At 51.5% G+C, this 26,552-nt stretch carries 33 protein-coding genes; 29 read left to right on the plus strand and 4 right to left on the minus strand.

What is annotated here, in order from left to right:
• The first annotated feature begins 2 nt into the window (after positions 1 to 2).
• The 20 genes from ABEW34_RS26205 (at position 3) to ABEW34_RS26300 (ending at position 14,759) form a co-directional block, all read left to right on the plus strand.
• Positions 3 to 524, plus strand: coding sequence for an SUKH-4 family immunity protein (locus ABEW34_RS26205; protein ID WP_430162921.1), 522 nt, complete (start codon positions 3 to 5; stop codon positions 522 to 524).
• A 205-nt stretch (positions 525 to 729) separates the two neighbouring features.
• The gene (locus tag ABEW34_RS26210) at positions 730 to 861 is read left to right on the plus strand and encodes a hypothetical protein (protein WP_430162924.1); all 132 of its coding nucleotides are present in this window, start codon (positions 730 to 732) and stop codon (positions 859 to 861) included.
• Complete coding sequence (locus tag ABEW34_RS26215; RefSeq protein ID WP_430162927.1) at positions 858 to 1,037, plus strand: hypothetical protein; 180 nt, start codon at positions 858 to 860, stop codon at positions 1,035 to 1,037. Before ABEW34_RS26210 ends, ABEW34_RS26215 begins: the two co-directional genes overlap by 4 nt.
• Before the next feature lie 50 nt (positions 1,038 to 1,087).
• Entirely contained in the window at positions 1,088 to 1,234 is a 147-nt protein-coding gene (locus ABEW34_RS26220; protein WP_430162930.1) for a hypothetical protein, read from the plus strand.
• A 27-nt stretch (positions 1,235 to 1,261) separates the two neighbouring features.
• Complete coding sequence (locus ABEW34_RS26225) at positions 1,262 to 1,588, plus strand: hypothetical protein (RefSeq protein WP_430162932.1); 327 nt, start codon at positions 1,262 to 1,264, stop codon at positions 1,586 to 1,588.
• Positions 1,589 to 1,733: 145 nt separating this feature from the next.
• Positions 1,734 to 2,225, plus strand: a complete 492-nt coding sequence (spoVAC, locus tag ABEW34_RS26230) for a stage V sporulation protein AC (RefSeq protein WP_430162935.1) — start codon at positions 1,734 to 1,736, stop codon at positions 2,223 to 2,225.
• 1 nt (position 2,226) lies between these two features.
• Entirely contained in the window at positions 2,227 to 3,240 is a 1,014-nt protein-coding gene (gene spoVAD, locus ABEW34_RS26235; RefSeq protein ID WP_430162938.1) for a stage V sporulation protein AD, read from the plus strand.
• A gap of 4 nt (positions 3,241 to 3,244) precedes the next feature.
• On the plus strand, positions 3,245 to 3,595 hold the full coding sequence (gene spoVAE, locus ABEW34_RS26240) for a stage V sporulation protein AE (RefSeq protein WP_430162941.1): 351 nt from the start codon (positions 3,245 to 3,247) through the stop codon (positions 3,593 to 3,595).
• Between the two features lie 149 nt (positions 3,596 to 3,744).
• Positions 3,745 to 4,704, plus strand: coding sequence for an AAA family ATPase (locus ABEW34_RS26245; RefSeq protein WP_430162943.1), 960 nt, complete (start codon positions 3,745 to 3,747; stop codon positions 4,702 to 4,704).
• Between the two features lies 1 nt (position 4,705).
• Positions 4,706 to 5,962: a DUF58 domain-containing protein gene (locus ABEW34_RS26250; RefSeq protein ID WP_430162945.1), complete on the plus strand. Its 1,257-nt coding sequence runs from the start codon at positions 4,706 to 4,708 to the stop codon at positions 5,960 to 5,962.
• Complete coding sequence (locus tag ABEW34_RS26255; RefSeq protein WP_430162948.1) at positions 5,959 to 8,202, plus strand: DUF4129 domain-containing transglutaminase family protein; 2,244 nt, start codon at positions 5,959 to 5,961, stop codon at positions 8,200 to 8,202. The genes ABEW34_RS26250 and ABEW34_RS26255 overlap by 4 nt, the downstream gene beginning before the upstream one ends.
• Before the next feature lie 149 nt (positions 8,203 to 8,351).
• Positions 8,352 to 8,876 carry a YqeG family HAD IIIA-type phosphatase gene (locus ABEW34_RS26260; protein WP_430162951.1) on the plus strand — a complete coding sequence of 175 codons (525 nt, stop codon included), beginning with the start codon at positions 8,352 to 8,354 and terminating at the stop codon, positions 8,874 to 8,876.
• Positions 8,873 to 10,000, plus strand: a complete 1,128-nt coding sequence (gene yqeH, locus ABEW34_RS26265; protein WP_430162954.1) for a ribosome biogenesis GTPase YqeH — start codon at positions 8,873 to 8,875, stop codon at positions 9,998 to 10,000. The genes ABEW34_RS26260 and yqeH overlap by 4 nt, the downstream gene beginning before the upstream one ends.
• Before the next feature lie 70 nt (positions 10,001 to 10,070).
• Positions 10,071 to 10,949 carry a shikimate dehydrogenase gene (gene aroE, locus ABEW34_RS26270; protein ID WP_430162956.1) on the plus strand — a complete coding sequence of 293 codons (879 nt, stop codon included), beginning with the start codon at positions 10,071 to 10,073 and terminating at the stop codon, positions 10,947 to 10,949.
• A 42-nt stretch (positions 10,950 to 10,991) separates the two neighbouring features.
• Complete coding sequence (yhbY, locus tag ABEW34_RS26275; protein WP_430162958.1) at positions 10,992 to 11,306, plus strand: ribosome assembly RNA-binding protein YhbY; 315 nt, start codon at positions 10,992 to 10,994, stop codon at positions 11,304 to 11,306.
• A gap of 211 nt (positions 11,307 to 11,517) precedes the next feature.
• Positions 11,518 to 12,120: a nicotinate-nucleotide adenylyltransferase gene (gene nadD, locus ABEW34_RS26280; RefSeq protein WP_430162961.1), complete on the plus strand. Its 603-nt coding sequence runs from the start codon at positions 11,518 to 11,520 to the stop codon at positions 12,118 to 12,120.
• Positions 12,098 to 12,670 (plus strand): bis(5'-nucleosyl)-tetraphosphatase (symmetrical) YqeK, encoded by a 573-nt coding sequence (yqeK, locus tag ABEW34_RS26285; protein WP_430162963.1) that lies wholly within the window; start codon positions 12,098 to 12,100, stop codon positions 12,668 to 12,670. The genes nadD and yqeK overlap by 23 nt, the downstream gene beginning before the upstream one ends.
• Positions 12,671 to 12,673: 3 nt before the next feature.
• Entirely contained in the window at positions 12,674 to 13,021 is a 348-nt protein-coding gene (gene rsfS, locus ABEW34_RS26290) for a ribosome silencing factor (protein ID WP_056041940.1), read from the plus strand.
• Positions 13,018 to 13,980: a CvfB family protein gene (locus ABEW34_RS26295; RefSeq protein WP_430162966.1), complete on the plus strand. Its 963-nt coding sequence runs from the start codon at positions 13,018 to 13,020 to the stop codon at positions 13,978 to 13,980. Before rsfS ends, ABEW34_RS26295 begins: the two co-directional genes overlap by 4 nt.
• A 14-nt stretch (positions 13,981 to 13,994) precedes the next feature.
• On the plus strand, positions 13,995 to 14,759 hold the full coding sequence (locus ABEW34_RS26300; RefSeq protein WP_430162969.1) for a class I SAM-dependent DNA methyltransferase: 765 nt from the start codon (positions 13,995 to 13,997) through the stop codon (positions 14,757 to 14,759).
• A gap of 147 nt (positions 14,760 to 14,906) precedes the next feature.
• On the opposite strand, the gene ABEW34_RS26305 is transcribed toward ABEW34_RS26300, so the two are convergent.
• Together ABEW34_RS26305 and ABEW34_RS26310 are read right to left on the minus strand one after the other, a co-directional pair.
• A complete protein-coding gene (locus ABEW34_RS26305) occupies positions 14,907 to 15,539 on the minus strand; it encodes a thymidine kinase (protein ID WP_430162972.1) in 633 nt (210 codons plus the stop codon).
• A 213-nt stretch (positions 15,540 to 15,752) separates the two neighbouring features.
• Positions 15,753 to 15,974, minus strand: a complete 222-nt coding sequence (locus ABEW34_RS26310) for a hypothetical protein (protein WP_430162974.1) — start codon at positions 15,972 to 15,974, stop codon at positions 15,753 to 15,755.
• A gap of 266 nt (positions 15,975 to 16,240) precedes the next feature.
• Here ABEW34_RS26310 and nrdI point away from each other — a divergent pair, with 266 nt between their 5' ends.
• From nrdI to nrdF, 3 genes are all read left to right on the plus strand, one after another.
• Complete coding sequence (gene nrdI / locus ABEW34_RS26315; RefSeq protein WP_056041929.1) at positions 16,241 to 16,600, plus strand: class Ib ribonucleoside-diphosphate reductase assembly flavoprotein NrdI; 360 nt, start codon at positions 16,241 to 16,243, stop codon at positions 16,598 to 16,600.
• Positions 16,587 to 18,671, plus strand: a complete 2,085-nt coding sequence (gene nrdE, locus ABEW34_RS26320; RefSeq protein WP_056041927.1) for a class 1b ribonucleoside-diphosphate reductase subunit alpha — start codon at positions 16,587 to 16,589, stop codon at positions 18,669 to 18,671. Before nrdI ends, nrdE begins: the two co-directional genes overlap by 14 nt.
• 330 nt (positions 18,672 to 19,001) lie before the next feature.
• A complete protein-coding gene (gene nrdF / locus ABEW34_RS26325; protein WP_046229665.1) occupies positions 19,002 to 19,958 on the plus strand; it encodes a class 1b ribonucleoside-diphosphate reductase subunit beta in 957 nt (318 codons plus the stop codon).
• 63 nt (positions 19,959 to 20,021) lie between these two features.
• On the opposite strand, the gene ABEW34_RS26330 is transcribed toward nrdF, so the two are convergent.
• A complete protein-coding gene (locus ABEW34_RS26330) occupies positions 20,022 to 20,594 on the minus strand; it encodes a GNAT family N-acetyltransferase (RefSeq protein ID WP_430162979.1) in 573 nt (190 codons plus the stop codon).
• Between the two features lie 173 nt (positions 20,595 to 20,767).
• Between ABEW34_RS26330 and ABEW34_RS26335 the strand changes: the two genes are divergently transcribed.
• The 6 genes from ABEW34_RS26335 to ABEW34_RS26360 all read left to right on the plus strand — a co-directional run bounded on the left by ABEW34_RS26335 (position 20,768) and on the right by ABEW34_RS26360 (position 24,005).
• Positions 20,768 to 21,010 (plus strand): helix-turn-helix domain-containing protein, encoded by a 243-nt coding sequence (locus ABEW34_RS26335; protein ID WP_430162982.1) that lies wholly within the window; start codon positions 20,768 to 20,770, stop codon positions 21,008 to 21,010.
• Positions 21,011 to 21,014: 4 nt separating this feature from the next.
• The gene (gene def / locus ABEW34_RS26340) at positions 21,015 to 21,539 is read left to right on the plus strand and encodes a peptide deformylase (RefSeq protein WP_430162985.1); all 525 of its coding nucleotides are present in this window, start codon (positions 21,015 to 21,017) and stop codon (positions 21,537 to 21,539) included.
• 96 nt (positions 21,540 to 21,635) lie between these two features.
• A complete protein-coding gene (locus ABEW34_RS26345) occupies positions 21,636 to 22,088 on the plus strand; it encodes a GyrI-like domain-containing protein (RefSeq protein ID WP_430162988.1) in 453 nt (150 codons plus the stop codon).
• Positions 22,089 to 22,199: 111 nt separating this feature from the next.
• Positions 22,200 to 23,000 carry a PhzF family phenazine biosynthesis protein gene (locus ABEW34_RS26350; protein WP_430162991.1) on the plus strand — a complete coding sequence of 267 codons (801 nt, stop codon included), beginning with the start codon at positions 22,200 to 22,202 and terminating at the stop codon, positions 22,998 to 23,000.
• A 3-nt stretch (positions 23,001 to 23,003) separates the two neighbouring features.
• Entirely contained in the window at positions 23,004 to 23,270 is a 267-nt protein-coding gene (locus tag ABEW34_RS26355) for a DUF2164 domain-containing protein (RefSeq protein ID WP_046229671.1), read from the plus strand.
• 45 nt (positions 23,271 to 23,315) lie between these two features.
• A complete protein-coding gene (locus tag ABEW34_RS26360; protein WP_430163216.1) occupies positions 23,316 to 24,005 on the plus strand; it encodes a YjjG family noncanonical pyrimidine nucleotidase in 690 nt (229 codons plus the stop codon).
• A gap of 351 nt (positions 24,006 to 24,356) precedes the next feature.
• Here the strand turns inward: ABEW34_RS26360 and ABEW34_RS26365 are convergent, their stop codons facing one another.
• The gene (locus ABEW34_RS26365) at positions 24,357 to 26,399 is read right to left on the minus strand and encodes a beta-galactosidase (protein WP_430162994.1); all 2,043 of its coding nucleotides are present in this window, start codon (positions 26,397 to 26,399) and stop codon (positions 24,357 to 24,359) included.
• Between the last annotated feature and the right edge of the window lie 153 nt (positions 26,400 to 26,552).

Here is a 26,552-nt window from a genome sequence, read left to right on the forward strand (position 1 = left end):
GTGTGGATATTGATATTTGTGAGATTCGTGACTACTATGACTCTGAAATAAGAGACTATGATTATAATGAATTAGTTAGACTCGGTGTAAGTCATGATAACGCTGAGTTTATGGTCAATATCGGAGTGCCAGAGGAATATAATGATTTTGTGTTCTATGGATCGGATACATTTCAAAAAATATTAATTGAAGGCGTACAGTATATTAAAATTGGTCATTTTGCAAGTTTTGGTATGCGTAACTCATATGGATTGTATTTTAAAGAAAATAGTAGTGAATTTTTTACTACTTCATCCCTTCATGAACCTCATTTATATATGTTAAATAAAGACATGAGGACATTTTTTTTGTTCCATTTAATAAGAAATGAATTGGCAATGAAAATGAAACAAGAAAATGAATATAGTACACAAAAATATGCACATGAACTCCAAAAGATGTTTGACCAAATTGATCCCGTAGCAATGAAAGACGTTGAAGGATTCTGGTCACATTTAATAGAAGACTATGAAACAGGTTTGTAGAAAACATAAAAAGAATATTTATCCATTTGTTGCAACTATTCTTGGAATGTTTGTATAGTAGTACGAACAACGCCACAATGCGAGCTAACCGTCGTGTTGTGGTTTTTTCAGTCTGTAGACTAGCGCGGTGGCTTCTTAAAAGCCCTCTACCCATTGTCGAATGAATCCACCATTCAACCAATAACCGACATCACGGGTTACGTACGTGTTAAAGCTGGATGATGCGGTGGGCATCATTTTGACATGTCCCAGAAAGCTGACACTGACGGCAAAGGATGAAATTTCGTTTTTTACACCGAAGAAGGTCGTGATAGGTGTACAAGCGCTGCTGTCGTGAAGAAGACGAGTGCGCCAAGTGGGATCACGCTGGAAGGCGACTATAACCTGCTAGGCACGAAGATTTTGAGCAAAGGAACGGATCGGACGAGCTATGCGAGGTATACGGATGATCCCCAAATCGGTGTAGACCCAGCAATAGAAAAGAAAAAGAAGCAAGAGCAGGCGCAAGAGTAGGAGAAAAAGGAAAAAAGAAGAAGTTTAACTGGGGGAAACTAGCGAAAAATGTGCTGGCGGGCCTTGCGGTCGTAGCCGTAGTGGCCGTAGTAGCAGCTGTTACGGTAGTGACCTTAGGAGCGGGCGGAGTCGTCATCGGAGCGGTGTTGGCCGGAGCGGCAATCGCAGGAACGGCGGCGGTAGCAAGCCAAGCGTGAACAGCTTGATTATGGTCAGATACTTCCATGATTAACCTGTTTTTTGTTATGTTCGCTTTCTCAATTTTAAACTTTATGATAGTCCTGATCCTAAGCCTTTTCGATCCATCTCAGCATAATAAAAATAGTTCAAAAGAAAAATTGGAAAACAATACAAGAAATGTAAAAATAGAAATAGCTTCGCGAGAACTAAGAGAACAAATTGAGCGACATATCAAAATGGTATCTGAAGGAGGACTAAGGAAGCCGATTATTGCGCCAGGAATTGGTGGAGGTAAATACAAAATAAGTATAAAAATTAGAATGGTGTTATACTTTTTAATTGAAAAGTTTCAGCTCGCTACTGTTGTCTAGAGTATCAGCTGCCTTTTTCAAAAGGAAAACGATATGCTGCATACATAATAGATCCTTAGGTGGCAAATAATGATCAAGAACTGGTGCGTCCGCGCACTCGTATTTAGCATTTTGCAGCAGCGTAATAACGGAAAGGGGGCAAGCTATGACAGCAAACAGCTCAGACAAAGGGAAATACAAGAAGATGGCGATGTCGTCAAAGGAATACCAGAACTTTGCCAAAACGCGGGAGCCTGCCCGTTCCATAGGAACGAACTGTTTGAAAGCCTTCATTATTGGCGGCGGAATTTGTGTGCTTGGGCAAGTGATTCAGGAGCTGTTTATGCATTTGCTTCATATGAAAGCGGAGGATGCGAGCAATCCGACGGTTGCTGTGCTCATTATTATTTCAGTGATTTTGACGAGCATTGGGGTGTACGATAAAATCGCCCAGTGGGCGGGAGCCGGCTCGGCTGTACCGGTCACTGGCTTTGCCAATTCAATGTGCTCGGCGGCGCTGGAGCACCGCGCCGAAGGGCTCGTACTGGGCGTCGGCGCCAATATGTTCAAGCTTGCCGGCTCGGTTATTGTTTTCGGCGTAGTGGCAGCTTTCTTCGTCGGCATCGCCCATCTCATTCTCGGCACAGGAGGGCAATAATATGCTGCGCGGCAAACAGACCTGGTGGTTCGAGAAGCGCCCCGTCATTATCGGCGCGGCAACGGTAGTAGGGCCAGACGAGGGTGACGGCCCGCTGGCCGAGGATTTTGATCTGGTGCATCCCGAGCTGGATATGCAGCAGAAGAGCTGGGAGAAGGCTGAGCGGCTGCTGCTGGAGCAGGCAGCGGACTTCGCGCTTCAGCATGCCCGGATCGACAAGGAAATGGTGCAGTTTTTTGTGGGTGGCGATTTAATGAATCAAATCATAAGCAGCAGCTTTGCAGCGCGGTCGCTGGGCGTGCCTTATCTTGGCGTCTTCGGCGCCTGCTCCACGTCGATGGAGTCGCTGTCGATTGCCGCTATGCTCGTAAACTCCGGCTCGGCCGATTATGTGCTGGCGGGTACGTGCAGCCATAACTGCACGGCGGAGAAGCAGTTCAGATACCCGACCGAATACGGCTCGCAGAAGCCGCCGACGGCGCAATATACCGTTACTGGCGCTGGAGCCGGACTCATAGCGGCTTCGGGGGACGGTCCGACCATTGAATGCGCCACGATCGGGAAAATCGTCGATCTCGGCATCACCGATCCCTTTAATATGGGCGCTGCGATGGCACCTGCGGCCGTCGATACGATTCAAGCGCATTTTAACGATACAGGCCGTTCCCCAAAAGATTATGATTTAATCGTAACAGGCGACCTTGCTGGTGTCGGGCATCCGCTCGCCAATGAGCTGCTGCTGCAAAATGGTGTGCCGATGAATGACACGGTATTTGGCGATTGCGGCCTAATGGTATACGATGTGAACCGCCAGAAGGTGCAGGCGGGCGGCAGCGGCTGCGGCTGCTCGGCGGTTGTCACCTATGGGCATTTGCTGAAGCGGCTCGCAAGGGGAGAGCTTAAGCGGATATTGGTCGTTGCGACGGGAGCGCTGATGTCGCCGCTGTCATTCCAGCAAGGCGAGAGCATTCCCGGCATTGCGCATGCTGTCGCGATTTGCGGAAAGGAAGGGTAAGGCGATGATTTTTTTATGGGCATTTCTAGTCGGTGGCGCTATTTGCGTCTTAGGGCAAATTATGTTTGATGTGTTCAAGCTGACCCCAGCGCATACGATGGCAACGCTGGTCGTCATTGGGGCGGTGGTGGATGGCATCGGCTTATACGAGCCGCTTGTTGCCTTCGCCGGAGCAGGAGCTTCAGTCCCGATTACGAGCTTCGGCAATTCGCTCGTGCATGGGGCTTTGACCGAGCTGCATGACCAAGGCTGGATTGGCGTTATTTCCGGAATCTTTAAAGTGACGAGCTCGGGCATCTCGGCTGCGATCATCTTTTCGTTCCTGGCAGCATTGATTATTCGGCCTAAGGGGTAATGTAGAGGAATAGATTGGAAAACTGGAGGGTCCTGTGGGATCCTCCAGTTTTTTTTGGAAATTGATGCATTTGTACTTACTTGCTAGACTACTGTAAAATGGAACTATATGCCTTTATCCATCTTGATACGCTGCGGGAGGTTATTTATTTGGAAACGCGACAGGTTGACATGCAATTATGCGCATCTATTCTTACTAATCTAAATCATAGTATTTTAGGAAAACAAGAGCAAATCGAAAGACTGATGATAGCAGTGATCGGCGGCGGGCATGTACTGTTAGAGGACGTTCCCGGCACGGGGAAGACGCAGCTCGTAAAGGCGCTGGCTCGATCAATCGGCGGCCAGTTCAGGCGCATTCAGTGCAATCCGGATTTGCTGCCTACTGATATAACAGGCGTGTCCATTTATCATCCGAAGCAGGAGGAGTTCTTGTTCAGGCCGGGTCCGGTCATGACCAATTTGCTGCTGGCTGACGAAATCAATCGGGCGACGACCAAAACCCAATCTGCGCTGCTGGAGGCGATGGAGGAGGGCCATGTGACGGTAGACGGCGACACTTACGCGCTGCCTCATCCGTTTATGCTGCTTGCCACGCAAAATCCAATCGAATTTGAAGGTACTTATTTGCTGCCGGAAGCGCAGCTTGACCGTTTTATGATGAAGCTTTCGCTCGGCTATCCTAGCGAGGAAGATGAGCAAAAGATGATTATGGGCAGCGAGGTGCGGCTGCAGCCGGAGAGCCAAATTGCCCAAATCGCCGATGTGGACGATATGATCCGCATTCAGCAGCAGGTGCAGGCTGTACATATGGATGAGGCAGTGGCCAAATATTTGGTCAGCATTGTCAGAGCTACACGCGAGCATCCCGGTATCCAGCTTGGCGCCAGCCCGCGTGCTGCCCTTTCGTTTGCCCGGGCGGCCAAAGCAGCCGCTTATTTGGAGCAGCGGAGTTTTGTTACCCCTGATGATGTGAAGAAGCTGGCTTCGCATGTATTGTCTCACCGGCTCTCCCTGCATACGGAGGCCAGAATGAATGGCCTTAAAGCGAGCGAGCTGGTCGATCAAATCATGGAACAGGTAAGAGTGCCGGTGAGATTGGAGCGCTGATATGGGAATGCGGACGCTCAGCTTGCAGGGCAGACGACTGCTCATTAGCGCGTTTCTGTATGGAGGAGCGCTGCTTTACTTATTATTTCAAGGCGGCAAAACGGCCGTCATGCTGTTCGTCATAATGAATGCGCTGCTGCTTTATTTGCTGCTAGGGCGCTTTAGCGGCATTAGCAAAGTAAGCGGCAGCCGAAGCTTGCGCAAATCGGATGGCGGCCATGGCGATTATGCGCTGGCGGCCGGGAGCTCGCTAACGGTCAAGCTTTCGGTGAAGGTGCCCGGCTATTATCCGATACCGTTTGTCCTTGTCCGCGATCAATTGCTGCGCAACAATGGACAAGCGCTGCAATTCGAATCGTCCTTTGTGCCGAATTTGAAGCGTTCCGGCGAAGTGCTGTATACGACACCTCCGCTGCAGCGTGGTGAATATCGCTTCGGGGCTACCGCCTGCTCCTCCCATGATGTGTTTGGGCTGTTTGAGCATTCGGGCAGCTTTACCGAGGAGTCGGTGTTCAGCGTCATGCCTCAAATCGTCCCCCTTCGCCAGCAGCGCGGTTTGCAGCTTGGCGCACGCGGGCCATACTCGCACGCTATCGCTTCACGCTCGGCGAAGGAGACGACACAAATCAATGGCGTGCGCGAATATGTGCCTGGCGACCGCTTGTCGCGGATTCACTGGCATGCGACGGCGCGTACGGGACATTGGAAGTCCAAGGAGTTTGAACGGGAGTCGCTGCCTCGAACGCTTATTATTATCGATCGCGATGCCAAGGCTTACAGCGGGGCGCAGGCAGACCGCTTTGAACTCGCGGTATCAGCGGCCGCTTCGCTCATTGAGAGCGGCGGGCGAGGCGAGACGGCTATGGGGCTGCTGTCGGCCGGATCGCAGCGGGTCATCTTCCCTCCCAAGACGGGTGCCGAACAACGGGGGGCGATTATGCAGCATTTAACGGCGGTGAATGCCGATGCGGAGCAGCCTTTATATCAGACGCTGCTTGCATCGGAGTCGCTGCTTGATTCGGGCTCCATCGCGCTTGTTATTTCTACAGCTTCGGGCAAGGAGGCGAGCGCCAGCTTGGAATGGCTCGCACGCAAAGGGCTGCAGCCTTGCCTGCTCCATATTGTGAATGTAGACGGGCGGGCCGCTGCGATGAATCAGGACTGGCAGAAGCTGCTGCGCGCCCGAGGCTGGCCGGTATTTACGCTCACGCAGCTGCCTGAGCTGCCGGCTGTGCTGGAAGGAGGCGGCGGAGCATGAAAAATACATTAAAAAGATGGAAAGAATATGCCGCGTTTGAGTGGTACAGCCGAATATCGTGTATCATAATTATTTTTTCGCTGCTTAATTCGATTGCGGTTTTTGAAAACTACTGGTGGCAAGCTACATTTACCTCTATTTATATGGCGCTGCTGCTTGCGGGGGCAGTTGACGTCTTGCTTCCTGGAATGAGGCGCAGGCTGCGGCTGCCGCTCCAATTGCTGCTCGTCGTAGTTTCAACATGGATTGCCGTAGGTACATCTCCCAGCTTATCCGGCTCAGAGGAAGGCTTGCGGAAATTCGCCGCTATTCTATGGCTCCTGCTGATCCAGTTCAACCCATATATTTGGTTTAGCTTGGCTATGCTTGCTATGTACTGGCTGTTTAGTGCATGGACGACGTCGCGCGTTCGCCTATTCGGATTTATTGGGGCGAATTTGCTCGTTTTGACGGTTGCCGATTCATTCACGCCGATCTGGCTGTGGGACAATGTGGCGTGGGTCGTATTGCTAGGGCTCATATGGCTGGCAGCGGGGCATTTGCACCAATTTCAGCGTCACCATCCAGGAAGCTGGAAGGAGCTGCTGCATTATCCTTTGCAATTATTTATGCCTATTGCGGCAGTGCTTGCGCTGCTGATGGCGGCAGGCCTGTTCATGCCATCGATTTCGCCTGTGCTTCGTGACCCGTATACGATTTGGAAAGAATCGAAGGGCGAGAAGGTCAATGTTTTCTTAGGGGAAAAAGGCTCGGATTCTGGTAGTGTAACGCTGGACACAAGCTCCGGCTATGGGCGTGATGATGACCAGCTTGGCGGCGGCTTTAACTTTGATTATTCGCCAGTCATGACGGTTGCAAGCTCCCATCGAAGCTATTGGAGAGGGGAAACGAAATCGTTTTATACCGGCAGCGGCTGGCTGGAGCTGGATGAAGGAACGGAGCCGAACAACGTCAATCAGCTGAAGAAGGAGCAGGAGCTTTCCCTGCCGTATGATCGCAATTTGGCAGACACGATTGAAGTGGAGCAGACGGTGACGATGATTCGGAAGGACCAGTATCCCGTTTTATTTGCTGCCGCTCCGATTAACCGTATTCACTGGATTAATGATCCAGAAGCGAATTTATCCTATCGGCTCACCTGGGCGCCAGACGACCAGGAGCTGCGTTTTCCTTTGCAAGGAAGGGGAAGACAGCCCTATCCGGAATCATACTCTGTTGTGTCCACCGTTCCCGTGCTGGATGAAGCGAAGCTTCGCAGTACGAATGCGCGCTTGTACAGCTCGAATGAAAATGATCATTACACACAGCTCCCTGATCATTTGCCTGGCGAGATCAAGCAGCTTGCTGAGGAGTTGACCAAAAATGCGACCAATGACTATGACCGGGCGAAAATGCTGGAATCGTATCTGCGATTGAATTTTGTCTATACGAATGAGCCTGATCTGGGCAAGCTGACGGGAGAGTCCGATGATTTTGTTGCCCAGTTTCTGTTTGAAATTCAGGAAGGCTATTGCGATTATTTCTCTACGGCTATGGCGGTGCTGGCTCGTTCCGTGGACCTGCCTACCCGCTGGGTGAAGGGGTTCGCGCCAGGCGCATTGCCTGCCCTCGGCGTCGAAGCGGCAGACCGCTTTGATATTGATACTTTTTTGCAGGGGGAAGGCACGTATACCGTGCGCAATTCCGATGCCCACTCTTGGGTAGAAATTTATTTTGAAGGTTATGGCTGGGTTTCCTTTGAGCCGACAGCAGGATTTTCATTCCCTTATACGATTGCCGGAGAAGATGCAGCGGCGCCTACACCGCAAGTAGAAGAGGACACAGACGAGGCGGTTAAGGCGGCAGCTGCCGAGAAGGCCGACGTATCGTACAAAGGCTTCTATATAGCAGGTATTTCCCTGCTTGCATTATTGCTCGCGGTTAGCTTAATTGTACGCCGTCAAGCGCTGAAGGCTGCGTGGCTGCGTTTTCGGTTCCGCTCCTATACGGCGAATGACCGCATCGTATGGGAAACAGAGCGCCTGCTCCGTGTGTGCCGGAGAAAGGGGCTAAAGCGCTCTGAGCATGAGACGCTGCGGGAAGCGATGCAGCGGTTTGCCCAGCATCGCACAGATATTCGCAGTGAGCTGACTCAGGTGCTGAACGATTTTGAACGAGCCAAATACAGTGGCGCCGATGCAGCGCCAGAAGAGGCTGAGCAGTTTGTAAACAAAGTAAAGCATGTTATTTCGCTATTATAATGAATAGCTTTTATTCGACTATATATAGAAGGAAAAATTCAGCCTGCCGCTGTCCAAGTAATGGACGGCGGTATTTTTTTGCAACAAAATCGTTTTTTATGTTATAGTTTCGTAAGATAGCAGGAGAAAAGCAAAGGGGTTTAACGCTTATGTTCAAGAAACTGTTGCCACATATGCGTGTGGATACGGTTTATGATATTCAATTAGATGAGCTGCATAAGAAGGGAATTCGCGGCATTATTACGGATCTGGATAATACGCTTGTGGGAGCGCGGGTGCCGCTTGCAACGCCCGAACTGGTCAAATGGCTGGACGATGTCCGTGAGCGCGGCTTTAAAGTCGTTATCGTATCGAATAATAATGTAACCAGAGTGTCCAAATTTGCAATGCCTTTGAACATTCCGTTTATTCATGCTGCGCGCAAGCCGGCTAACACGTCGTTTCGCAAAGGGCTGAAGGTATTGGAGCTGAAAGCGGAACAGACGGTAGTCATTGGCGATCAGATGCTGACGGATGTGCTGGGCGGCAATCGAATGGGATTATATACGATTCTTGTAGCGCCAATTGCTCCTGCTGATGAAGGAATCATGACCCGGGTCAACCGCCGAATTGAACGTATCGCCAAATCGAGCCTTGGCAAAAGCGGGTTGTGGAATGAGGGGGAGAAGAAGTGAAGGAAGAGCAGCTTAGTCTGGCCGCACAGTCTTGTGCGGGCTGTGGCGTAAAACTGCAAACGGAAAATGCAGAGCTTCCTGGCTTTGTGCCAGAGCAGGCAGTAGTAAGGGAGCTGGCGATATGCCAGCGTTGTTTCCGTATTCGCAATTATAATGAAGCATCGTCCGTGACGGTGGACCAAAATGAGTTTCTGAAGCTGCTGAGCAGCGTAGCTACAACCGACAGCCTCGTCGTGCATATTGTCGATTTGTATGATTTTGAGGGCAGCCTGATTTCGGGCTTGCAGCGTTTTGTTGGCAACAACCCCGTGCTGCTCGTCGTCAACAAAGTCGATTTGCTGCCAAAATCCATGAACCTGAACCGACTGCGTAACTGGGTGCAGCAGCAGGCGAAGAGCGAAGGGCTGCGTACGCTGGATATCGTGCTGTGCAGCGCGAAGCGCAATATTGGTTTCGAGCATGTCATTGAGGCGCTTGATCGTCACCGTAAAGGGCGCGATGTGTATGTAGTCGGCGCCACCAACGTGGGCAAATCTACACTCATTAATCGCCTGATTAAAGATTACAGCGATTTGGAGCGCGAGCTGACGACGTCCCGCTATCCGGGAACGACGCTTGATGCGGTTCACATTCCGCTGGATGATGACAAGTTCATCATCGATACGCCAGGAATCGTCTATCCGACGCGGATGACGGAAATTGTGCCGCGCGGATTTCTGCAGTCGCTGCTGCCGGACAAGCCGATCAAGCCGCTCGTGTATCAGCTCAATGACCAGCAGACGCTGTTTATCGGCAGCTTGGTCCGGTTTGATTTTGTAGAGGGCGAGCGCCAATCGTTTACGCTGTACATTTCTAATGCGCTCAATGTGCACCGGACGAAGATGGAGCGTGCGGATGCGCTTTATGAGGACCATAAGGGCGAGCTGCTCGGCGGACCGTCTCGTGAAGAGCTTGCGGAGATGCCGACATGGACGCGCCACTCGCTGCGCGTCCCGCGGGGAGCGAAGAAGGATGTATTCATCTCTGGACTAGGGTGGATTCAGGTGAACGGCGATGCAGGCGCCTTGCTCGATCTATATGCGCCGAAAGGCATCAAGGTGCTGCTTAGGGATTCATTGATTTAACGGCTATGATGGGAGAAGCTCGTCATGGCGTTATACATTTCATAGCAGCTGAGAGGGGGCATTGGCGGAAATGAGTGCGGGAGAAATCCATCATGCTATGCAGCGCATAGACAGCCATACGGTGCTTTACGGTGTAATTGGTGACCCCATTCATCATTCCAAGTCACCCATTATGCTGAATCGCGCTTTTCAGGAAACGGGCATTAACGGCGTTTATTTGGCTTTCCACATTACGGCAGGCAAGCTGTCCTCTTTCGTTAGCGGCGTTCGGGCGATGGGCATTCGGGGAGTGAATGTGACGATTCCTCATAAATTGGATATGATGAAGGAAATGGATGAAATCGACGAAAGCGCGCGAGCGGTAGGGGCGATGAATACCATTGTCAACGATAACGGACGCCTGATTGGCTACAATACAGACGGCATTGGCTACGTCCGTTCCCTTAAGGAAGAGGCGGAGCCGGAGCTTGCCGGGAAGAAGATCGTCGTGATCGGCGCAGGCGGAGCTGCGCGCGGCATTGTTTATGCGCTCACAGGCGAGCAGCCGGAGCGCATCACAATCGCTAACCGCTCACTCGGCAAGGCTGAGGAGCTTGCAGCAGCACTGCGCCACCGTGCCGACATTGCAGCGGTCACGAATGATGAGCTGCGCACGGTATGCGCGGACGCCGATGTCGTAATCAATACGACATCTTTAGGCATGTATCCGAATGTGGGCGAAAGTCCGCTTGACGCTTCATGGCTGAAAGCGGGCTGTGTGGCCAGCGATTTAATATACAATCCGCTGCAAACGAAGTTTTTGCAGGAAGCGGCGCTTCATGGGTGCCGGACGCATGGCGGTCTGGGTATGTTTATTTATCAAGGTGCGTATGCTTTCGAATATTGGACAGGGCAGCCCGCTCCTGTTCAAGCAATGCGCGAAACGGTACTCGCTGCCCTCCAGGGCTAGCAGCATTTTCTTATTACTATTTGAAAGAAGGAACATAGAGCGATGCTTACAGGGAAACAAAAACGTTATTTGCGCGCGATGGCGCATCATTTACAGCCGATTTTTCAAGTCGGCAAAGGTGGAACGAATGACCATCTTGTTCGTCATATTAATGAGTCGATTGAGCTTCGCGAGCTGATCAAGCTATCTGTGCTGAACAACTGCATGGATGATCCGAAGGAAATCGGGGTTGAAGTAGCAGCAGCGGCTAAAGCCGAGCTGGTACAGGTTATCGGCAAAACGATTGTGCTTTACAAACGCGCATCGGAAGAGAAAAACCGCAAAATCGAATTGCCAGCTGTCAAAGCGAGCCGCTAAGGCTTGCGAGGAAATGAGTTCCCGAAATTTGTTCAAATATAGGAAAGTATATGATTTCGCCATCCTTTCTCTATATTTCTCGGAATGAACGCGCCGCCAGAGGACGGTGGAAGCCGTTTCACCTTGCCGCTTTTGCTGGCAAAGGATTTGGCAGAACTTATTTCGCCGCAAAGACTAAGTGTGAAGTCTACGGATAAGGAGGACTGCGGCTATGCGTAAAATCGGCATTATGGGCGGAACGTTCGACCCGATCCATCTCGGACATCTCATTGCCGCAGAAACAGCGCGCACAAGCTGCGGGCTGGATGAGGTGTGGTTTATTCCCTCGTTTTTGCCTCCGCTTAAAAGCCATGAGCCTGGCGAGCACAGCGAGCTGCGGCTGCAGATGGTGCAGGAAGCTATAAAAGGCAACCCGCATTTTCGGGCATTGGATATAGAGCTTGCAAGAGGCGGGCTTAGCTATTCGATTGATACGGTTCTGGAGCTGAGGCGGCTGCATCCGCACGATTCCTTCTCTTATATTATTGGAGCCGACCGGGTCAATGATTTGCCTGGCTGGCACCGGATTGAGGAGCTGGCGGAGCGGGTTGCTTTCATCGGGCTCAATCGGGAAGGCACGGAGGCGGAGGCTGGCGCCCTGCCGGATTCGTTGCAGCAGCGGCTGACGTTTGTGGATATGCCGCCAATCGGCATTTCATCTACAGCGATTCGCGAAGCGATTCAGGCTGGCAGCAGCTTCCGCTATCTCGTACCGGAGGCTGTGTTTCAATTCATTACGAGGAGGGGCCTTTATGGAGCGCGATCAAATGATTGAATCGGTGAAGGCGCAAATGCCCGAAAAACGCTGGAAGCATACCGAAGGCGTGATGGCAACGGCGGTTCAGCTGGCAGTAAGATTCGGGGAAAACCCGGAGCAGGCTGAGCTGGCGGCGATTTTGCATGATGTGGCGAAATATTGGCCAGTGGACCGCATGGAGAAGGTGCTGCGCGACCAGAAGCTGGCTCCTGAATTGCTTTCACAGGATAAAAATTTATGGCATGCCGAAGTGGGAGCCTGGGTGGCGGAGCATGAATATGGTGTGACAGATACGCTGGTGCTGGATGCGATTCGTTTCCATACTTCAGGCCGCCTTGCGATGACGCGGCTGGACAAGGTCGTATGCCTCGCGGATTATATGGAGCCTGGGCGCGATTTTCCAGGTGTTGACGACATTCGCAGGCTGAGCAAGGATAGCTTGGAGCAAGCGCTGCTTGCGGGGTTTGATTCGACCATCCAGCTGCTGCTCAAAAAAGGCAAGGCCATTTTTCCACTGACGATAGAAGCACGTAATGGTTTAATAGAAGAGTTGAAAACAGGAGGCTGAGTTATGACGGTACATTCGGAGGAGCTTCTGCAAGCAACGGTTGCTGCAGCGGAAGATAAGAAGGCTATGCGTATTGTAGCTTTGAATTTGCAGGAAATTTCCCTGGTAGCGGATTATTTCGTAATCTGCTCGGGTAATTCGGATACACAGGTACAGGCGATTGTGACGGAAATCCGCAAATCGGCAGAGCTGCGCGGCGTACGCGTACGCGGCATTGAAGGGATGGATTCCGCACGCTGGGTGCTGATTGACCTTGGCGATGTAGTTGTTCACGTATTCCACCGTGATGAGCGTGAGTATTATAACATTGAAAAGCTGTGGTCTGACGCCAAAGTTGTGGAGTTCGCATGAGTTTGATCGCCGGTACGACAATAACGCTAAGGGTGGCACGCGAAGTGTCGCCCTACGGCTATTTTTTGACCGATGGCGAATCCGAGGTGCTGATGCATTATACGGAGCTGGTCGGCAGCAAGCCTAAAGTTAACAATGAGGTTGAAGTATTTATATTTTTTGATACCGAGGATCGGCTGGCGGCGACGATGAAGCGTCCGCTGGTGAAGCTCGGCGAGATGGCACGCCTTAAGGTAGCGGATGTTCATCCGCGGCTGGGCTGTTTTCTCGAAATCGGGCTTGGCCGCCAGCTGCTGCTGCCGCTATCGGAGCTTCCGGAAAATATCGATTATCGTCCGCTGCCGGGCGATGAGGTTCATATTGTGCTGGGCCATGACAAAAGCGGCAGACTTATCGCCCGGCTTGCAGGCGAGGATGAGCTTGGGCCGCTCGTATTTGCGGCACCAGATTCCTGGCGCAACCAATGGATCGAAGGCTGGGTAACGAAATCGCTGCAAATGGGTTCTTTTGTCCTCATTGATGGCGGTGTTGTCGGCTTCGGCGCCTACGGTCTTATTCCGGCACCGGATCGCCTGCGCCCGCTTCGGCTTGGCGAGCGGGTATCTGCGCGCATTACCTTTATCCGCGAGGATGGACGGGTGAATCTGTCGATGGGCCAGCAGAAGGAAGTGGGCCGTCTAGAGGATGCCGACCGTCTGCTTGCTTTTTTGAAGGAGCGTCCGGGCGGCGGCATGCCTTATTCCGATGAGACGGAAGCGGGCATCATTAAGCAAAAATTCGGCATCAGCAAATCGGCATTTAAACGTGCGATTGGCAAGCTGATGCGCGAGCGTCTGATTACCCAGAAGGGCAGCTGGACCTATCTAGTGGAAGCGGCTGAGGGCAGCGAAGCAGCAGGCGATGCTGCCCAGTCGAACAATGGCGAAGTCTCTGCTTCCGAAGGCTCATCTGAGGATTAAGGAGGGCTTTCTAGGTGGATTCATACGGCGAGTTCGCTGCGGTATACGATGAGCTAATGAGCGACATGCCTTATGAGGATTGGCTTTGGTTCACAGAGCAATGCTGGGAGCGTTATGGCAAGCCTTCTGTTATTGCCGATCTTGGCTGTGGGACAGGCTCTATCGCGATACCGCTTGCTTTGGCCGGCATGCAGGTGTACGGCATTGATTTATCTGAGGATATGCTGAGCGTGGCACGCAGCAAATGGGATGATGCGCTTTCTGCCGCCCATGGCGCACGTGCAGGCTCAGCCATCTGGCTGCAGCAGGATATGAGGGAATTTGATCTGGGCGCGCCTGTGGACGCGGTTATATCGTTCTGCGACTGCGTCAATTACTTGACGGAGGAAGCAGATGTGATCGCCGCCCTCGAGGCGGTGTACGCGGCGCTTCGCCTTGGCGGCGTATTTCTATTCGATGTGCACCCGAAGGCACAGCTCATTCGTTATGCGGAGGAGCAGCCATTCGTGCTGGACGAGGACGAGGCGGCCTACATTTGGACGTGCGAGCTGGATGAGGAGCGCTGCGAAATTGAGCATCATTTGACGATTTTTGCGCATGAAGGCGGCGAGCGGTTTCGCCGCTTTGAAGAAATACATGTGCAGCGGGCTTATGAGGCGGACTGGATAGCGGAGCAATTGCACGCAGCCGGATTCAGCAAGGTCGAGCGTTTTGCCGATTTCAAGCTGCAGCCCCAAGGCGCGCACTCCGAGCGGCTTTTTTTTGCAGCGGTAAAATGATAATACGGCGTTCTGCTGGAACGCCAAAAGGCTTGCGCGGCCGTCATGCTCAACAGGAGCAGAGCGGCCGTACAAGCCTTTTTTGTGCTCGTATTACAGTTGCCGGGAGATGCTGTCGCAATTTCGCTACAGTATGTTTCCCTGCAATCAGAGCTGCGCAGCAGCGTCTGTATGCTCTTCCTCTGCTTCCTCCACCGCTTTATGGGGAGGGACGAAATGGCGGCGGCAGCGGGGCTCGTAGCTCTCCGTATCGCCGATTAAAATGACAGGCCCCAGCGTCGCCGGCTGGCCGTTAATGACGCGCTGCGTGAACGCTGCGTTCGCATCGCCGCATACGGCGCAGAAGGAAGTCAGCTTTACGATTTCGTCTGCAATGGCAAGCAGTCCGCCGATATAGCCGAAGGCTTTGCCGCGGTAATCCATGTTAAGGCCGTCTACAATGACCTGTTTGCCGTTATAGGCAAGCTCCTCTACAAGAGGGATGATCGTTTTGGAGAAAAACTGCACCTCGTCGAAAGCGACGACGTCGGCATGCTTCGTATCCTGCAAAATGCGCTCCGCCATCTCGGGCGTAAGCTCCTTCGGAATGTTGAAGGCCGGCAGGCGGTAGCCCATGCGGCTAACAATTTCCTCGCTGCCGAACCGATTATCTTCCGCGGGCTTATACGCCCTTACTTTTTTGCGGCCATATTGCAGCAATTTATGACAGCGCCGTATGAGCTCGCCGGATTTTTCCGAAAACATTGGGCCGATAATGACCGTAATCCAACCTCTATCCATATGGCCTAATTCTCCCTTACACTTGAAATATAAGCATTTATAAGTTTTGCACTTATCATTAGGCTTATATTTCTCGGATTGAAACGTGCTGCGCGGCCAAAGGACGGCGATAGCCGTTTCACCTTGAGTCCATGTGTGCCTGTATCATTTTAGCAGGATTACCCTGCGATGCAATGTGAAGGATGTATGCTTTTTGAATTACTTTATTAAAAATTATTCTCGTAGCGCGTCCTTCAAGCGGCTGTTCATGGAAGTGCCAGCAGCTGCCCGACGTGCAGCTGCGAGCCGCCATTTTTTAACTTCCTGCTTCAAGCGATCGTTCTCTGCCGCTAATAATTCGATGCTTTCCAGCAGCTCGGGATTCGTATATCCGGCATCCTTAAATAGCTTATGCACCGCCTCGCGGAGCTGTTCAGGCGTTAAAATTTCGTTCATATTAACCTCCGTATCAATTAAAAATGACTCTACCACATCATATCCGTATCTGTTAAAATAGTCGAGTGGCCTAAAACCGGGTCTCATAGATAGGCGTATTTTTTCATTTGACTCCACCTATATATTGATGTAGAATCAAATTCAGCAACTACATCTTGTTGTGTAGCACGGAAATCGACACTTTAAGTCTACTAGCGCATTTGACGCTTTTTCAGGGTCAGAAGCGCTTTTCTATTGCTGATATCCGGTAGGGGAGAGAGAAATATATGCTGGTTGTCTATGATTCCAAGACGGGCAACGTCAAAAGATTTATCAACAAATTGAATATGCGCGTTATGCCGATTGAAGAGCAGGAAGCGGTCCAGGAGCCGTTCGTTCTCATCACGTATACGACAGGTTTCGGACAGGTGCCAGAACGGGTCATGTCATTCCTGAAGCGCAACAGCAAACATCTTCGCGGCGTATCCGCCAGCGGCAACCGCAATTGGGGAACGGGCTTTGCCAAAAGCGCAGATACGATTGCCGAGCTATACAATGTCCCTGTTATTTCTAAATTTGAGTTGTCCGGAACGAAATACGATACGGAAAACTTTGTTGAAAGGGTGCGAACCATTGAAGCATATTGAGTTGAATAATGAGCTGATGCAGCGCGGAGCTGACGGCTTTTACCAGTTGGACAAGGATAAAGAGGCAGTAGCAGCATTTATGGAGGAAGTTGAGCAGAAGAGCGTGAAGTTCGCCTCGCTCCAGGAGAAGCTTGACTACTTGATCGGCAATGACTACTACGACAACGTTTTTGACCATTATACATATGAGCAAGTTGAGGCTGTATTTGATTTAACGGCAAACAGCAGCTTCCAGTTTCAGTCGTATATGGCAATTTCCAAATTCTACAAAGACTATGCCATGAAAACGAACGACAAGCTGCAATATTTGGAGCAATATCCAGACCGCGTTGCGATTGTTGCGCTTCATTTGGGCGAAGGCGACGCAGCGAGAGCGCTGCGCATTGCTGAAGCGATGATTGAGCAGCGGCTGCAGCCGGCAACGCCAACCTTCCTTAATGCGGGCAAAAGCCGCCGCGGCGAGATGGTATCCTGCTTCCTGCTGGAAATGGACGATTCGCTCAATTCCATCAACTATGTCATTGGCACGTGCATGCAGCTGTCCAAAATCGGCGGCGGCGTAGCGGTCAACCTCTCGAAGCTGCGCGGACGCGGCGAGCCGATCAAAGGCGTCGAGGGTGCGGCGAAAGGCATCATGCCTGTGCTTAAGCTGATGGAGGATGCATTCTCCTATGCCGATCAAATGGGACAGCGCAAAGGTTCTGGCGCAGGCTATTATAATATTTTTGGCTGGGACGTTATTGAGTTCCTCGATTGCAAAAAAATTAACGCCGATGAGAAAACGCGGATCAAAACGCTGTCGATCGGCCTCATTATACCGAACAAATTTTATGAGCTTGCTGCGCAAAACAAGCCATTGTACGTCTTCGGACCCCATTCCGTCCACAAAGCTTATGGCAAATATTTGGACGATATGGACATGGACGAAATGTACGAGGAGCTGCTTGCGAACGATTTAGTGAAAAAGAAAATCGTCATGAACGCACGCGACATGATGACCAAGATCGCTTCGATCCAGCTGGAATCCGGCTATCCTTACATTATGAACAAATCGAATGCGAACCGCGTTCATGCGCTTAAAGATGTGGGCGGCGTCAAGATGTCGAACCTTTGCACGGAAATTTTCCAACTGCAGGAGACTTCGGTTATTAACGACTACGGCACGGATGACCTGATTCAGCGCGATATTAGCTGCAACTTGGCATCGCTGAACATCGTAAACGTCATGGAGCTTAAGAAGATCAAGGAATCGGTTCATGTTGGGATCGAGGCGCTTACGACAGTCAGCGATCTTTCGAAAATCGACAACGCTCCAGGCGTACGCAAAGCAAATGAAGAGCTTCATTCCGTCGGCCTCGGCGCAATGAACTTGAACGGCTATTTGGCCAAAAACCACATCGCTTACGAAAGCGATGAGGCGAAGGAGTTCGCCAGCACGTTCTTCATGATGATGAACTACTATTCGCTGGAGCAAAGTATGGAAATTGCCAAAGAACGCGGCGAAACGTTCAAGGATTTTGACCGTTCCGAATATGCGAAGGGCACATACTTCTCGCGTTATGAAGAGACCGATTTCCGTCCGGTCAGCGCTGCGGTGAAAGCTTTGTTCGAAGGCATGGAAATTCCATCCCCTGAGGACTGGACTGCGCTAAAGGCGAAAGTACAGCAGCACGGCCTGTACCATGCTTACCGTCTGGCTATCGCGCCAACGCAAAGCATTTCGTACATTCAAAATGCGACATCGAGCGTTATGCCGATCGTTGAGCATATTGAGACGCGGACGTACGCGAACTCGACAACTTATTATCCTATGCCGTTTTTGTCGCAGGACAATTTCTTCTATTACAAATCGGCTTACAATATCGATCAGTTCAAGCTCATTGACCTGATTGCCGAAATTCAGCAGCATGTGGATCAAGGCATTTCCACTGTCCTGCACGTAAACAGCAACGTGACGACTCGGGAGCTTGCCCGCTTCTACATTTATGCAGCGCATAAAGGACTGAAGTCGCTCTATTACACAAGAACGAAACGTCTATCCGTAGAAGAGTGCACAAGCTGCGCGGTTTAAAACAAGAAAATAGATATAGTTGAATAAAAATCGGTAATAGAGCTTGGAGCGGCGGAGAGAAAGGTTGGAACTGGAGAGAGCTACAGCTTTCCGAAGGAAAGCAGCTTCGTAAGCATTAGCCTTTGTTTTCAGATTTCATCCTCAACGAGGATTCATCAAAGAAATCAGAAAACAACAGCGGCCGGAAGTCCAACCTTTCTCGCAGTGGCTACTCTAGCGTCTATACCGTTCATCAGTTCAACTTATATAGATTTGCGCAAAAAGATAAGGTTGCGGGGCGGCCGCTCCAGGTGCCGTCACGCAGCCTTTTACAAAGGAGCCTAATATATAATGAAGGCAGTTAACTGGAACCGCCCGGATGATGATTTTACGCTGACGTTCTGGCAGCAGAATGTTATGCAATTCTGGACGGACGAAGAGATTCCTCTATCCGATGATAAAATGGACTGGATGGAAATGAGCGATGCCGAGCGCAGCTTATATAAAAACGTGCTTGGCGGATTGACGCTGCTGGATACGATTCAGGGCGGTATTGGCATGCCGAAGATTTTGGAGCATGTGGATGGCTTGCAGCGCAAAGCGGTGCTGTCCTTTATGTCGATGATGGAGCAAATTCATGCGAAATCATACAGCAGCATTTTCACGACGCTCGCGTCTACTGAGGAGATCGACGAGATTTTCCAATGGGTAGAGAAAAATGAGCAGCTGCAACGAAAAGCGGAGCTTATTTCCTCGTGGTATGAAGGCATTAGCACAAAGCAGGACCTGTATAAAGCAATGGCGGCTTCCGTATTTCTGGAAAGCTACTTGTTCTACAGCGGCTTCTTCTATCCGCTTTATTTGGCAGGTCAAGGCAAAATGACGAGCAGCGGCGAAATTATCGATCTTATTTTGCGTGACGAGAGCATCCACGGCTTGTACGTTGGCGTGCTGGCACAGGAGCTGTTCAACACCTTTACGCCAGAGGAGCAGACTTCGCTTAAGGCTGAGCTGGACCAATTGCTTAACGACCTGTACGAGAACGAGGTTATTTATACCGATTCGCTGTATTCACCGCTTGGTCTGGAGGAAGAAGTAAAAACTTATGTGCGTTATAACGCGAATAAGGCGCTGATGAATCTTGGCTTTGACGGTGTGTTCCCGGATGAGCCGGTCAATCCAATCGTATTCAACGGCATCAGCACACACACGAAGCAGCATGATTTCTTCTCCAAAAAAGGCAATGGCTACGTACGGACGATTCACGTTGAGCAGCTCAATGATGATGATTTTGTCTTCAATTTTTAATCCTATTCCTATCATTTATCAAGCATTCGGTCATTGTGACCGAATGCTTTTTTCATTGATTATTTAACTAAATAGCATGGCCAGAACAATGACATCGAGAAAATTTTTGGTAGCCTCATGCATTAAATACTGCCGCAGCACGCCCTCCTGCTGAAAACCAAGCTTTTTCAACACGTTCAGCGAAGCGGCATTTTCAGGATGGACCTCGGCTTGAATGCGGCGTGCGTGAATATGCTTGTTATTGAAATGCATAACAGCCTGAAGCGCTTCGGACATAATGCCCTGATTCCAATAGGCGGGATTAAGGTCATAGCCTAGTGTGAGCGGATAACGGGGCGCTTCCTCAAACGTCCCTCTTGTCGGCATCAGCATCACCGTTCCCAAAATTAGGGAGCTGTCTTGCAGCGTAATGCCCCATGGAATAAGCTTGCGCTCTGCGTAGGCTTCGTTCCAGGAGTCTATTAGCATTTTGGAGGCTTCAATGGAGTCTGGCCCGAGCCAGTCCAAATGCCGCGTCACCTTCGTATCGGAATAAAAAACATGCAAATCCTCGGCGTCCTGCACAGCCATTTGGCGCAGCGTTAATCGTTTCGTATGTAGAAAAGGGAATGAGGAAAACAAATCGTCGAAGCCCATGCGGTTCACACGCCTTTTCTTAGTAGGTAGGGGAGCGTGCCTATCATATACTAGCTTGCTTAAACGAAAATGAAAAAGCAGCTGCGCCAGATTGCTTTTATGATATATTAGGCAATACCTAATAAAATAAGCTGTTGCCTACATTTATGTACCTATAAAAGGAGGAGAATCATATGCTAGAGTGGATGCTTCGGCAGGTCATGGCAGAGCGAGGCATTTGGTCTGGTGCGGCATTGGCGCGACTGCTGGAGGAGAAAGCGGACTATCGCCTGTCTGCCCCTTCGATTAGTGCGCTGCTTACCGGGCAGCCGAAACAAATGAAGGCGGATACGCTGGATGCGCTTTGCACGGCGCTGGATTGCTCGCCGAGTGTGCTATGGGTGCATACGCCGCCTGCCAAAACGAAAGGAGCTTGACCAAATGACCATTAAAGCTATTTTGCCGTTCGGTGACCCGATATTGCGAAAAAAAGCGCGCCCTGTTGAAGCGGTAGATGCGAGAATACTAAAGCTGCTTAGTGATATGGCAGATACGTTATATGAAAGTGAAGGACGGGCGGGATTAGCTGCTCCCCAGATCGGCATTTTAAGAAGAGTCGTTGTCATGGATTGCGGGGAAGGACTGATCGAGCTCATTAATCCTGAAGTTATAGCGATGGAGGGCGAGCAGACGGGAGTGGAGAGCTGCTTGTCATTTCCAGGCTACTACGGGCGGGTGAACCGAGCGGAGAAGGTTGCGGTGCGCAGCCTAAACCGAGCGGGCGAAAGTGTTATTTTTCACGGTGAAGGCTTTCTCGCCCGCTGCATGCAGCATGAAATGGACCATTTGGACGGCGTGTTGTTCATCGACCATATGAAGGAGCGATGGCTGGTGCACGAGCATACCCATGAACGGATAGAGCTGCTGCCTGTGCTTCGGCTGAGCCATGCTGCCCATTCTGGATAAAGGGCTACCGCTCTCTAGGGCAATCATGTTACACTATTGGCGGGTGAAAGCTCATCCTAAGGCAACTGTTCTGACCGATGAAAAGGGGGAATTCGCGTGGACAACTGCTCAATTATTACGAAGCCAACGCTTCATTTAGTAGGGATTAGTTATTGCGGTCCGTATTCTACTTTTCCAGATGAGGCGATTCGCCTGCAAAGCGAGTTTCTAGCCCGCAAGCATGAGCTGAATACCACGTCGAAGGCGCCGCTGCTGTACAGCCCGTATTTTGGCAACGAAGTATTTGCCACTTATTGGGCCTGCTACGAAATGCCGCCGTCAGAGGACGTGCCCGCTGGCATGGTGCAGTTCACCATCCCAACCCATCGTTATGCGATGGTTGCATCCACGAACAAGAGAATTGGGGAAGCCTACGAGCAGCTATTCGCCTGGATGAACGAGCAGGAGCTTGAGAAGCATCAGAGCGCTGTCGCGCTTGAAGTTTTTTATATTCAGGAGCAGCATTTGGAGGAGGAAGCGGTTGAACTCCTTATTCCGCTTGCTGATTAGAACAAGCTGTGCCGCACAAATTCGAGGTGTTATAATAGGAGAGGAGTCCTCAGCGGGACGCCTCCTTTTTATTTATTGATAAACACGGGCAGAAAGGAGAAAGAAGCGCAAATGTTGCCGATTTATATAGTAGATGCGTTTACGAGAGAAGCATTTGGCGGCAATCCGGCAGCGGTTTGCTTGCTGGAGGCGCTGAGTGATGAAGGTTGGATGCAAAAAGTGGCGGCGGAGATGCATTTGTCCGAGACTGCTTTTGTGGCACCGCGCGAGGGCGGTTATGAGCTGCGATGGTTTACGCCGGCGAGCGAGGTCGATTTATGCGGGCATGCTACGCTAGCTGCTGCTTTCGTATTGTGGAAGACGGAGCGGCTGAGGCCGGATGAGGCGGCAGCCTTTTGGACGAGAAGCGGCGTGCTGACTGTAAAGCTAGGGAAAGATGAGGCGGAAATGACGATGGACTTCCCTTCGGAGCCGCCAGCTCCGGCGAAAGCGCCCGAGGCGCTCATTGAGGGGCTGGGGCTCATTCCGCGTTATACGGGACGCAACCGTATGGATTATGTCGTTGAAGTGGACAGCGAGCAGACCGTGCGGGCACTGAAGCCGGATTTCTCACAGCTGCGCCTACTGGATGGGCGTGGTGTTGTTGTGACGGCTCGCGCTGAAGGCCAGGCAGCATACGACTTTATATCGCGGGCTTTTTATCCGAATGTGGGCGTGCTGGAGGACCCGGTGACAGGTTCGGCGCATTGCGCGCTGGCGCCTTACTGGGCGAAGCGGCTGCGCAAGGACGAGCTGGTCGGTTATCAAGCGTCGGCTCGCGGCGGTTTTGTAAAGGTGAAAAATACAATGGATCGCGTTCAATTGAGCGGACAAGCCGTTCTAATGATGCGCGGTGAGCTGGAGGAGATATAAGCGATGATGAAGCTAAAATGGCCAAGAGAGCAGAAGCAGCAGCTGATTGAGCAGGTACAGCACTATTTTGAGCTGGAGCGTTCGGAGGAAATCGGCTCTATAGCAGCGGAACAGCTGCTTGACCATATGGTTGCACTGCTCGGTCCGCATGTTTATAATCAGGCGATTCAGGATGCGAGAAAGACGGTTGTCGAACGAATGCAAGCGATGGAAGACGAGCTGTATGCGCTGGAAAAAAATGTTTCTGCTCCCCGCGGCGGCTCCCGCTAACAAGCCGAAGGAGTGTTTATGCAGGTGGAAATAAGCAAAGCGAATATGAAATACGACATTATTTTGTTTGATATCGACGATACACTGCTCGATTACGGGCAGGCGGAGGCTCATGCCTTCACAAGCTCCTGCCGGGACTATGCCATAACTCTGGAAGGCAGCGACTACGTAGAACGCTATCGCATGATTAACAAGCAGCTTTGGCTGGATTTTGAGGAGGGCAAGGTGACGCTGGAGGCGCTGAAACAGGAGCGGTTTAGACAGCTTTTTGCTGAAAATAATCCTCACATCGCAGCAGATGAATTCAGCGCCTGCTATTTGGGCTATTTAGGCGAGGGCAGCTTTCTGATTGAAGGTGCGGTAGAGCTGTGCAGCAGTCTGCATGGGCATTGCCGAATGGCGGTTATTACGAACGGCATTCTCGAGGTGCAGCTGTCGCGTATTGGCAAAGCGGGGCTGAATCATTTTTTTGAGCATATTATCGTATCGGAGGAGACGGGGTATCAGAAGCCGCATAAAGGCATATTTGACTATGCGTTTGCGAAGCTGGGTGCAACTGATCCGTCCAAAATCATCATCATCGGCGATTCCTTGACCTCCGATATGCAGGGAGGCATCAACAGCGGCATTGCTACGTGCTGGTTTAATCCGCACCAGAAGAGCAATGCGACCGCGGTTAAACCGGATTTTGAAATTCAGCAGCTGTCTGAGCTGCTTTCAATTGTAAATGGATGAATCAAACGATAGATTTTCAGAGGACTGAGGCTCCGCTATTCTGATTGTTGAGATGATTTGAGGCTGTAAGCGGGCAGGAAAGCCGTTATAGCCCTCATTATCCCGTCAAAATGGTCATTGGCAGCGCATTTGCGTCTCCTGAGTCCGCAGCCCCTGCGATAACCCTTAATTCGGTTGAAATAGCTGCTGCTGTGTCCGCCAAGACTAGGCAAGAAGCTGCCTTTCGGTAGAGGCCCCTATTTAATTGCAGCAGCGGGGTAGGGCACAAGTTTCTGCCCTACTCCCGCTGCTGTTTTTTGTGCATTTATATCCATTATATTGTGAAGATTTATCAGAGATAGCTTGATTTTATTAAAAACGAACGATTCTATATTCATATCTTCCAACCGCAAGCGGGCCAGCTGGAACATTAGCTCCAGACAGGGCATCAACGCCAGCTTGCGGCAGCGTCACATGGCCGCCAGCTCCATCCATATTAATAATGACCCAGACGATATAACCATCCCCCTGCCTTGGCGCAACAATGGTACCCTCAGTTGCTTCAAACCGCAGCGTGACACCCGCTTCATCGGCGTAATGCCGCAGCATGCGCCGCAGCATCTCATCCCCTTCATCGCCCTGCGGCATGGAGCCGAGCATGACAAGCTTGCCTTGACCGATGCGGCGCTCGGTTATAAAAGCGGCGCCTGGCGTCAGCCCACGCTGAACGCAGCCGATTGCGTTTGCCCGGCCATCGCTGTCAGAAGCGGATGCGCCGCCAGAGAGGTCGTTGCCGCCTAGCGGCCCAAACACCGAGCTCCACATGCCCAGCGAGGCCTGGAGGCCGAATGCTTGTCCGTAGGCATCTGTCCCGTCCATCGGATAAACGAATGTAGCCTCCACGCCAGCCAGTTCCTCCAGCTTCCCTAAAGCGGCATCGGTATGCCAAGTGTGATGCTCCGTCCGCCCTCCCGTAAGCGGACCGACGATCCAGATCCCGCCTTCCCGAACGAAGGCGAGGGCACGGTCGATGTAGTCCGGCGGCAAATAGGGCACGAATGGCGTAAGCAGCAGCTTGTAGCCGCCGAGCTCGCTGCCTTCCGTAATTAAGTCGCGATGAATGCCGAGCGCGACCAGCCGGGCATAAAAATCGGTGATGAGCCCGCGATGGTTCAGCTTGCGCAGCGGCTCGGTACGCATATAGGCTTTGGCACGATCCGAATAGGTCATGGCCAGCTCAGCCTGCATGGGCGAGGTTGCGAGCAGAATGTCCTCCAGCTCGCGCCGCGCCTGCTCGACCTGCACGACATTGGCGTAGCCAATCGTCTTTTTGCCCCAAGCGCTTACGACTGAGCCATGCGGCTGCTCGCTGCCCGCGCGCTGCTGCCGCCACGGCCAATAGCAGAACCCTCCCGCACCCAGTGCATAAGCGGCGACTGCTTCAACCTTCACATAACCATTCGGGTGAGGCGCTGCATAGCTCTCCAGCGAGCCGCTGTAGCTGGCGCTCGTCTCCATGACCCAGAACGGCTTGCCGCGCTTGACGTTGCGCCATAAGTCGCAATTGATCATGTAGGCGGGCCAATTGGTGCTGGACGCATACGTATCATAAGCGCCGAAATCCAGCTGCTGGAACAGTCGTTCAATGTCCACATGGAAGGCGATGCTGCTATTGTGAGTAATCGGCAGCGCCGAGTGGCGCCGGATGACGGCGATCTGCTCCTCGGCAAATTCCGCTAGCTTCTCCATCGAGAACAGCCGATACATCGTTTGCAGCGACGCATGATGCAGAAACGGCGTTGCGCATGGCTGTGGAATTTGATCAAAGCGATTATAATATTCGCTCCAAATATGGGTGCCCCACGCTTCATTCAACTGCTCGATCGTTCCATACCGCTGCTCCAGCCAGCTATGCCACAGCTGCAAGCATGCTGCGCACATGCATTCGGCTACATGCGCCTTGAACTCATTGTCGAGCTGCCAGCCAATCAAGCCCGGCAGCCCGCCAAGCTCTTGAGCGAGCCGATCAATAATGACCGCCGAGCGCCCGCGAAAGTAGGCGTTGTTCGTACACGCATGCTGCCGCGAACCATGTCCCAGCGTCTCGCCCTTCTCATTGACGAACAGCCGCTCCGGATGTCCATGTGACAGCCAAATCGGTGGCGTCGCCGTCGGTGTGCACATGATCGTCTCGATATCATTCTCGTGCAGCGTCTGGATAATTTCAGCTAAAAACCTGATGTCAATCCGATTTTCCTCTGGCTCCAGCCTCGACCAAATAAATTCGCCCATTCGCACGACATTAATGCCGGCTTCCTTCATTAGCGCAATATCCTCCGCAAGCACATCAGCATCCCAAAGCTCAGGATACAGTGCCGCCCCATGATACAGCTTTCCTTCCAGTGGTCCCTTCATCTAAGCTCACGCCTTTCCGTTAATCTTTACTTTGTACTTTAATAGGCGCTGCTCTGGGCTGGCAATCGGACTTTTTAACAGGGGCATTTTTAGGGCTTGAAACCTTTTGCACAGCTTTGCACTTTCTTGTCGGAACGGCCAAAAACCCCGCAG

The sequence above is a fragment of the Paenibacillus algorifonticola genome, from assembly GCF_050481745.1.
GTDB classification, from domain to species: Bacteria; Bacillota; Bacilli; order Paenibacillales; family Paenibacillaceae; genus Pristimantibacillus; species Pristimantibacillus algorifonticola_A.